Raw genomic sequence first — 7,077 nt, 5'->3', positions numbered from 1 at the left:
TTGGCGAGACAAAGAAAGTAACTCGCCCGCCGGGGCGAAATCCCGGCTCCGCACTCAACACAACAGCACCGTACGAACAGAAAGCCGGGTGCCCCTACCCCCTCCCCCAGAGGAAGAGAAACCAAAGAACATCAAGCCCGAAACCGTTTCCGCGTCAACGCCAACGCCACCCAGAACGCCCCCACCGTATAAACCACCAGCACAACCGCAGGCCACACCCAATCCCTAGGCCACTGATCCATGAACAACGGCCGCACCAGCGCCACCGCATTCGCAAGCGGCAGCCAGTTCGCAATCTGATGCACCAGCCCGGGCAGCTGATCCAGCGGAAAGAACACGCCAGACAGAAACATCATCGGCGTCATGAACAGCGTGAAGTAGTAGGTGAAGAAGTCGTAGCTCTTCGCCAGCGCGTTGAAGATCAGCGCGATGCACGAGAACGTCACGCCGACGCCCGCAAGCACCAGCCAAGCGACCAGCAGCTTGGGGCTGTGGCTGATGCCCAAAGCGAGCATCACGAACAGGATCGCGGTGGTGGTGAAGATGGCCTTGAAGCCGGCCCACAGCATCTCCGCGAGCAGCACGTCGTCCAGCCCCACCGGCGCGTTCATGATGCCGTCCCAGGTCTTCTGCACGTGCATGCGAGAGAAGGCCGAGTAGAGCGCCTCGAAGGAAGCGGCGTTCATCGAGCTCATGCAGATCGAGCCGCTGGCAAGGAACAGGATGTAGGGCACCTGGACGCCATCCACCGACACCTGCCCCACCAGCGCCCCCATGCCATAGCCGAAGGCCACCAGCCAGATCAGCGGCTCGGCGATGTTGCCGATCAGGCTGGGGATCGCAAGCTTGCGCCACACCAGCATGTTGCGCAGGAACACCGGCCACCAGCGCATCGACAGCTCCGGCGGGCGCCACACGGAAAGCGCGGCGGGCGGTGCGTCATCCATCGAGGCGCTCATGCTTTTCTCCATGCGGGGAACACCGCGGAACCGGCTTCGCCGGGCCGCTGGTGTTGCCCCCGGTGAGGGGGTGGGCGGCTACACGAAGTGAGCCAACCTGGGGGAGAGCTCATCTTCAACCGCCCTCCCGGATCTGGCGGCCTGTCAGCTTGAGGAACAAGTCCTCCAGGTTCGCAGGCCGATGAAAGGTGCGCAGGCCCTTGTGGCTGTCGAGTGCGTTCAGCAGGCCGCGCGCATCCTGCGTGTAGAAGAACACCGTCTCGCCGCTGACCTCGACGCGCGCGGTGTAGTCCTTGAGCGGTGACTGAGCGAGCCCCAGCGCGCCGTTGCCGTAGACCTCGACCACGTCGGGCTCCAGATGCTCGGCGATCAGATCGCGCGGCCGGCCTTCCGCGATCTTACGGCCATGGTCGATCACGATCAGGCGGGAGCACAGGCGCTCGGCCTCGTCCATGAAGTGGGTGGTCAGCAGGATCGACTTGCCCTGCTGCAGCAGCAGCTGCAGGCGCTCCCACATGAGATGGCGCGCCTGCGGGTCCAGGCCGGTGGTGGGCTCGTCGAGCATCAGCAGCTTCGGGTCGTTGACCAGCGACCGCGCCAGTGACAGCCGGCGCCGCATGCCGCCCGACAGCTCGCCCGGCTTGGCGTCGGCCTTGTGCGACAGCGCCGCGAACTCCAGCAGCTGCGGAATGCGCGGCGTGATCTGGCGCCGGCTCATCCCGAAGTAGCGGGCATAGACCATCAGGTTCTCGGCGCAGCTGAAGTCCGGGTCGAGCGTGTCGAACTGGCTCACCACGCCGAGCTGCGCCTTGATCGCGCGCGCGTCGCGCGGCATCGAGAGCCCGCCCAGCGCCTCGATGCTGCCGCCGTCGGGCGCAGTCAGGCCCAGGCACATGCGGATGGTGGTGGTCTTGCCGGCGCCATTGGGGCCGATCACGCCCAGGCATTCGCCGGGCGCGATGGCGAACGAAAGGTCGTCGACCACGGTGGTCGCGCCGTAGCGCTTGTGCAGGTGGCTCGCTTGGAAGAGAGGGGCGGAAGGGCTGGGCACCGGGGCATTGTGGCGCAAGGGACCCAATTCATCGGACCCGAACTTCGTGAAGCTACGCGTCCTCAGCGACGCATGAAGCAGGCAAACGATCGGGGAACGCCGCGGAACCGGCTTTGCCGGGCCGCTGGTGTTGCCCCCGGTAGGGGGTGGGCGGCTACACGAAGTGAGCCAACCTGGGGGCGAGCTAAAGACGCAGACCGTCGAACTCGTTCTTCATCCAGTCGATGAAGGCTCGCGTGCGCGCCGGCAGCAGCCGCGCGTGCGGGTAGATCACGCTCACCGGCCGCGGCGCCAGCTCGAAGTCCTCGAGCACGATGCGAAGCCGCCCCTCCCGCACCAGCGGCAGCACCTGGTAGGAGAAGAAGAAGCCGAAGCCCATGCCGGCCGCGCAGGCTTCCACCGCGGGCGCGATGTGGTTGAACTCCAGGTTGCCGCGGGCCGCGACCGCGAAGTTGCGGCCGTTCTCGCGGAAGTGCACCGGCGCACTCGGCTGGACGCGCACGCAATTGGCCTCGAGCAGCTCGCGCGGATGCCGCGGCGTGCCGTGGGCGCGCAGGTAGTCCGGGCTCGCGACCGCCACGCGGCGGATGGTGCCGAGCTGCTGGGCCACGAGCGAGGAGTCCTCCAGCGGGCTGATGCGGATGCCGACGTCGATGCCCTCTTCCAGCAGGTTCACCGTGCGGTCGTGCAGCAGCACGCTGCAGCGCATCTTGTCGTAGCGCTTCAGGAAACGCACGATGGCAGGCGCCACGTACATGTGGCCGAAGAGCACCGGCGCGGTGACGGTGAGCTGGCCGGCGGGCTCGGCGGCCTCCACGCTCAGCGCCCGGTCGGCGGCTTCGGCCGCGGCCAGCACCTCGCGCGCGCTCTGCAGGTACCGGCGGCCTTCTTCGGTCAGCGAGATGCGGCGCGTCGTGCGGTGGAACAGGCGCACGCCCAGGTGCGCCTCCAGCGCGGCCAGGGAACGGACCACCGCGGGCAGCGAGCTCTCCAGTGCATCGGCGGCCTTGGTCAGGCTGCCCTGCTCGGCGATCTGCACGAAAGTCTGCATGGCTTTGAGACGATCCATGGACGCGATTAGACCGCAGATCGAAGCAGTGAAATGCAGATGGCGCCATTACTCCGGCTTTCGGATCAAAGAAGAATCGCCTTCATTCCGTCCCACCAGGAGAAAGCCGATGACCGCCACCCGTCCCGCCCGCCCGATCACCGTGTACAGCTCGTCCATTTCAGGCCACAGCCATCGCGTGCGCCTGTTCCTGTCGTTGCTGGACCTGCCCTTCGAGACCGTCGAAGTGGACCTGCGCGCGGGCGAGCAGCGCCGCCCCGAGTTCCTGCGCCGCAATGCCTTCGGCCAGGTGCCGGTGATCGAGGATGGCGATGTGACACTCGCGGATTCCAACACGATCCTGCACTACCTCAACGAGCGCTATGCGCCCGACCCGGCGCGCTGGATGCCGCGCGACGCGCTCGGCGCAGCCCGCGTGCAGCGCTGGCTTTCGGTGGCCGCCGGCCCGCTGGCGCAGGGGCCGTCGATGGCGCGCGTGATCGTGCTGTTCGGCCTCGCCACCGACCCCTCCGATGTGATCGCGCGCTCGCACAACCTGCTGCGCGTCATGGAAAGCGAGCTCGGCAACCGCCCCTTCCTCGCGGGCGACAGCGAGACCCTGGCCGATGTCGCCAACTACAGCTATGTGGCCCACGTGCCCGAAGGCAACGTGTCGCTGCAGGCCTACCCGAAGGTCCGCCAGTGGCTGCGGCGCATCGAGGCCTTGCCGGGCTTCGTGCCGATGGCGGCGTCTCGCATCGGGTTGGCGGCATGAGCCGCACGGCCGCTCCGAAGGCGAATAGCACCGCAGTGCGTAGCACGGAGGTTACCCAATGACCACCCGTGCCTGGCATGAAGGCGAGCGCGTGCTGCAGGCGCGCGCAGGCATCGCCGAGCGCATGGCCGAGATCGGCCCGCGCGTGCTGCGCGACCACATGCCCGAGCAGCACCGCACCTTCTTCGCACAGCTGCCCTTCCTGATCGCGGGCAGCCTGGACGGCGAAGGCCAGCCCTGGGCCAGCGTGCTGGCCGCCCCGCCCGGCTTCGCGCACTCGCCCGATCCGCGGCATCTGCGCATCGACGCGCTGCCGCAGGCCAACGATCCGCTCGCGGCAGCGCTGGCGGTCGGCGCGCCTGTCGGCCTGCTCGGCATCGAGCCGCATACGCGGCGGCGCAACCGGATGAACGGCACCGTCGATGCGCTCGACGCGCGCGGCTTCTCGGTCGAGGTGGGTCAGAGCTTCGGCAACTGCCCGAAGTACATCCAGGCGCGCGAGCCGGTGTTCGTCGGCGGTGCGGCGGCCGCGGGCTTCGGGCCGCGGGTGCATGGCCTGGACGCGAAAGGCCGGCGCATGGTGCGCGCGGCCGATACCTTCTTCATCGCCACCGCGCATCCGTCTGCCGACGATGCTGGCTCGCGGGCCGAAGGCGTCGACGTCTCGCATCGCGGTGGACGGCCGGGCTTCGTGCGGCTCGAAGGCGAAGGCACGCTCACCGTGCCGGACTTCACCGGCAACACCTTCTTCAACACGCTGGGCAACATCGCGCTGAATCCGGTGGCCGGACTGCTCTTCGTCGACTTCGAGACCGGCGACCTGCTGCAGATGTCGGTGAAGGCCGAGATCCTCTGGGACGGACCGGAGGTCGACGCCTTCGCCGGCGCCGAACGCCTGCTTCGCATGGAAGTGCTGGCAGCGCAGCACGCCCCGGCCGCGCTGCCGCTGCGCTTCGGGGCGGCGAGCCTCTCGCCCTTTCTGGAGGCGACGGGCCGCTGGCGGGAAGAGCCCTGACGCGTCGGGTCCCGCCTCAATGAAAGACGGGGATGCGCGCATTGGCCGAGGGCCGGTAGTGCCAGCCGCGCTCGCGCAGCGCGGCCAGATCGAGTCCGCGCGCCAGCAGCGCCTCGATGCCGGCCGCGGCCAGCGCGCAGGCCAGTGCCTGGCCGGGGCAGCCGTGCGGACCATGGCCGAAGCCCAGCATGCGCCGACCGTCACGCTCGAGCATGAAGCGGTCGGGCTCTGCGTTCAGCAGCGGATCGCGGTTCGCCGCACCCATCACCAGCAGCACCGCATCGCCGGCTTCGAGCCGCATCCCTTCCACCGTGGTGGGCTCGGCGACGAAGCGGCGCGTGTTCTGGACCGAGGGATCGTGGCGCGCCGTTTCCTCCACCAGCGCCGAGAGCAGATCCGGACGCATGGCGATCGCATCGCGGGCGCCCGGCTCGCGCGCCAGTGCCACCAGGCTGTTGCCCACCAGCCCGGCGGTTGCCTCGCAGGTCTGCGACAGAAGCCCGACGAGGTTGGCCAGCAGCGCGCGCGATGCATCGCCGGGCGCCTGTGCGCGCACTGCCGCCAGCACGCTGCCATCGCGCGCGGGCCGTGCCGCCATCAGGGCTTCGAAGCGCGCCATCAGCGCCGCCGCGGCCTCGCTGGCCGCGCCCAGCTGGTCCTCCGTGGACAGCGGCGAGAGGCAGGCGACGAAGTCGCGCGTCCACTCCGCGAGAACGGGCAGCTCTTCATCCGCAAAGCCCAGCAGATGTGCCACGCCCGCGACCGGCCAGGCGAAGCAGGCCTCGGCCACGGTCGAAGCCGGGACCTGCGACGCGATGCGCGGCATGGCCGCGCGCACGCTGCCGAGATCGAGGCCACCCAGCGCTCGCTGCAGCACCGGCTTGTGGGCGGCATGCGCCGCGCCGTCGTTCATGCGGACCAGCCGGCCGAAGAGTTCGCCTGCGGGCGCGCCGGCGATGGCGCGCGGCACCGGCTCGGCCGGCGGGCGCACCCGCAGCGCGGGATTGGCGAAGGCCTCCTGCAGCACCTCGGCCCGGCTCGCGACCCAGAGGCCCAGGCGCTCGTCGCGTGCGAGCGCCGGCCCCTCCCGCAAGCGCGCGTACCAGGGATAAGGGTCTGGGTGGGTAACGGCCGCGATGGCGTCGGTGGGCGGATCGATGTTCGGTTGCTCCATGTGCGCAGTGTCGGCCTTCTCGCACATTCACACTTCGCTTAGCATCGAAGTATGGATTCACCGAGCGCCGACACCCACCTGGCGCGCCTCGCCGGCGCGATCGCCGAGCCGGCCCGCGCCCGCATGCTGTGCTGCCTGCTGGATGGCCATGCCCGCACCGCCACCGAGCTCGCAGCGGTCGGCGAGGTCGCGCCCTCCACCGCAAGCGCCCACCTGGCGCGGCTGAAGGAGCAGCGGCTGGTCGAATCGGTCGCGCAGGGCAAGCACCGCTACTTCCGCCTCGCCGGCAGCGAGGTGGCCGCGGTGCTCGAGGGATTGCTGGTGGTCGCCGGCGCGCCGCGCAGCGAGTTCCAGCCCAGCACGCCGAGCCGGCTACGCGCCGCACGCACCTGCTACGACCACATGGCCGGCGCGGCCGGCGTCGCGCTGCACGACCGGCTGCATGCCCAGGGCTGGCTGCAGGCCACAGCCGAACGCGATGACTACGAACTCACGGCCGATGGCGCGGTGGCACTGGAAAGCCTGGGCATCGACATCGAGGGCGCGCGCAGTTCGCGCCGGCGCTTCGCCTGCGCCTGCCTCGACTGGAGCGAGCGGCGGCCGCATCTCGGTGGCGCGCTGGGCGCCGCCTGCCTGCAGCTGTCGCTGCGCCGCGGCTGGGTGCGCCAGGCGCTCGACGGGCGCGCGCTCGCGCTCACGCCCAAGGCGCAGCGCGAGATGCCTGAGCTGTTCGGGCTTGACTAGCGCAAGAGATCCGAGGAATCGATCGAGCCGTCCCGCATGGCCGCGCATTCGGTGACGGCAATCTGATTCTTTCTGACGCCGCGGCAGATATCGCGGAGGTGCACGCCAGAATCCGGCCCTTTCAAAAAGAACAAGGGTCGATGTGATGAATGCCAGAGGAGGCTTCCTTCTGACGCTCAGGTCGGAAGGAAGAGCGTGAACAAGCACCTTCACAGGGTCGTCTTCAACGCCGCGCGCGGCATGCGCATGGTGGTGCAGGAGACGGCCAGGAGCGCGGGCAAGGCCACCGGGGCGACGTCGGCCGTGCTGGC

8 protein-coding genes are annotated in these 7,077 nt (G+C 69.3%); 4 read left to right on the top strand and 4 right to left on the bottom strand.

Annotated features, from left to right (window positions below):
* Positions 1 to 131 precede the first annotated feature (131 nt).
* The 3 genes from ACMGEZ_RS29455 to ACMGEZ_RS29445 form a co-directional block, all read right to left on the bottom strand.
* On the bottom strand, positions 132 to 959 hold the full coding sequence (locus ACMGEZ_RS29455) for an ABC transporter permease (RefSeq protein WP_436825824.1): 828 nt from the start codon (positions 957 to 959) through the stop codon (positions 132 to 134).
* Between the two features lie 115 nt (positions 960 to 1,074).
* On the bottom strand, positions 1,075 to 2,010 hold the full coding sequence (locus ACMGEZ_RS29450) for an ATP-binding cassette domain-containing protein (RefSeq protein ID WP_436825823.1): 936 nt from the start codon (positions 2,008 to 2,010) through the stop codon (positions 1,075 to 1,077).
* Positions 2,011 to 2,194: 184 nt separating this feature from the next.
* Positions 2,195 to 3,079 carry a LysR family transcriptional regulator gene (locus ACMGEZ_RS29445; protein ID WP_436825822.1) on the bottom strand — a complete coding sequence of 295 codons (885 nt, stop codon included), beginning with the start codon at positions 3,077 to 3,079 and terminating at the stop codon, positions 2,195 to 2,197.
* Between the two features lie 109 nt (positions 3,080 to 3,188).
* Here ACMGEZ_RS29445 and ACMGEZ_RS29440 point away from each other — a divergent pair, with 109 nt between their 5' ends.
* Entirely contained in the window at positions 3,189 to 3,833 is a 645-nt protein-coding gene (locus ACMGEZ_RS29440) for a glutathione S-transferase family protein (RefSeq protein ID WP_436825821.1), read from the top strand.
* A gap of 58 nt (positions 3,834 to 3,891) precedes the next feature.
* The gene (locus ACMGEZ_RS29435) at positions 3,892 to 4,848 is read left to right on the top strand and encodes a pyridoxamine 5'-phosphate oxidase family protein (RefSeq protein ID WP_436825820.1); all 957 of its coding nucleotides are present in this window, start codon (positions 3,892 to 3,894) and stop codon (positions 4,846 to 4,848) included.
* 16 nt (positions 4,849 to 4,864) lie between these two features.
* On the opposite strand, the gene ACMGEZ_RS29430 is transcribed toward ACMGEZ_RS29435, so the two are convergent.
* The gene (locus tag ACMGEZ_RS29430; RefSeq protein WP_436825819.1) at positions 4,865 to 6,022 is read right to left on the bottom strand and encodes a cytochrome P450; all 1,158 of its coding nucleotides are present in this window, start codon (positions 6,020 to 6,022) and stop codon (positions 4,865 to 4,867) included.
* Positions 6,023 to 6,073: 51 nt separating this feature from the next.
* Between ACMGEZ_RS29430 and ACMGEZ_RS29425 the strand changes: the two genes are divergently transcribed.
* A complete protein-coding gene (locus ACMGEZ_RS29425) occupies positions 6,074 to 6,766 on the top strand; it encodes an ArsR/SmtB family transcription factor (RefSeq protein WP_436825818.1) in 693 nt (230 codons plus the stop codon).
* A gap of 195 nt (positions 6,767 to 6,961) precedes the next feature.
* Positions 6,962 to 7,077: ESPR-type extended signal peptide-containing protein (locus ACMGEZ_RS29420; protein ID WP_436824480.1), on the top strand; the 116-nt coding region annotated here is incomplete at its 3' end.

The sequence above is a fragment of the Variovorax stachyos genome (genome assembly GCF_051400855.1).
In the GTDB taxonomy this organism is placed as follows: Bacteria; Pseudomonadota; Gammaproteobacteria; order Burkholderiales; family Burkholderiaceae_C; genus Variovorax.
Note: the sequence above shows the minus strand (reverse complement) of the source record. Positions and strands in the feature narration are given on the sequence as shown.

Coding starts and splice junctions, on each gene's coding strand:
- ACMGEZ_RS29425 (WP_436825818.1), top strand. CDS start 6,074: ATGGATTCACCGAGCGCCGACACCCACCTGGCGCGCCTCGCCGGCGCG.
- ACMGEZ_RS29430 (WP_436825819.1), bottom strand. CDS start 6,022: ATGGAGCAACCGAACATCGATCCGCCCACCGACGCCATCGCGGCCGTT.
- ACMGEZ_RS29445 (WP_436825822.1), bottom strand. CDS start 3,079: ATGGATCGTCTCAAAGCCATGCAGACTTTCGTGCAGATCGCCGAGCAG.
- ACMGEZ_RS29440 (WP_436825821.1), top strand. CDS start 3,189: ATGACCGCCACCCGTCCCGCCCGCCCGATCACCGTGTACAGCTCGTCC.
- ACMGEZ_RS29455 (WP_436825824.1), bottom strand. CDS start 959: ATGAGCGCCTCGATGGATGACGCACCGCCCGCCGCGCTTTCCGTGTGG.
- ACMGEZ_RS29435 (WP_436825820.1), top strand. CDS start 3,892: ATGACCACCCGTGCCTGGCATGAAGGCGAGCGCGTGCTGCAGGCGCGC.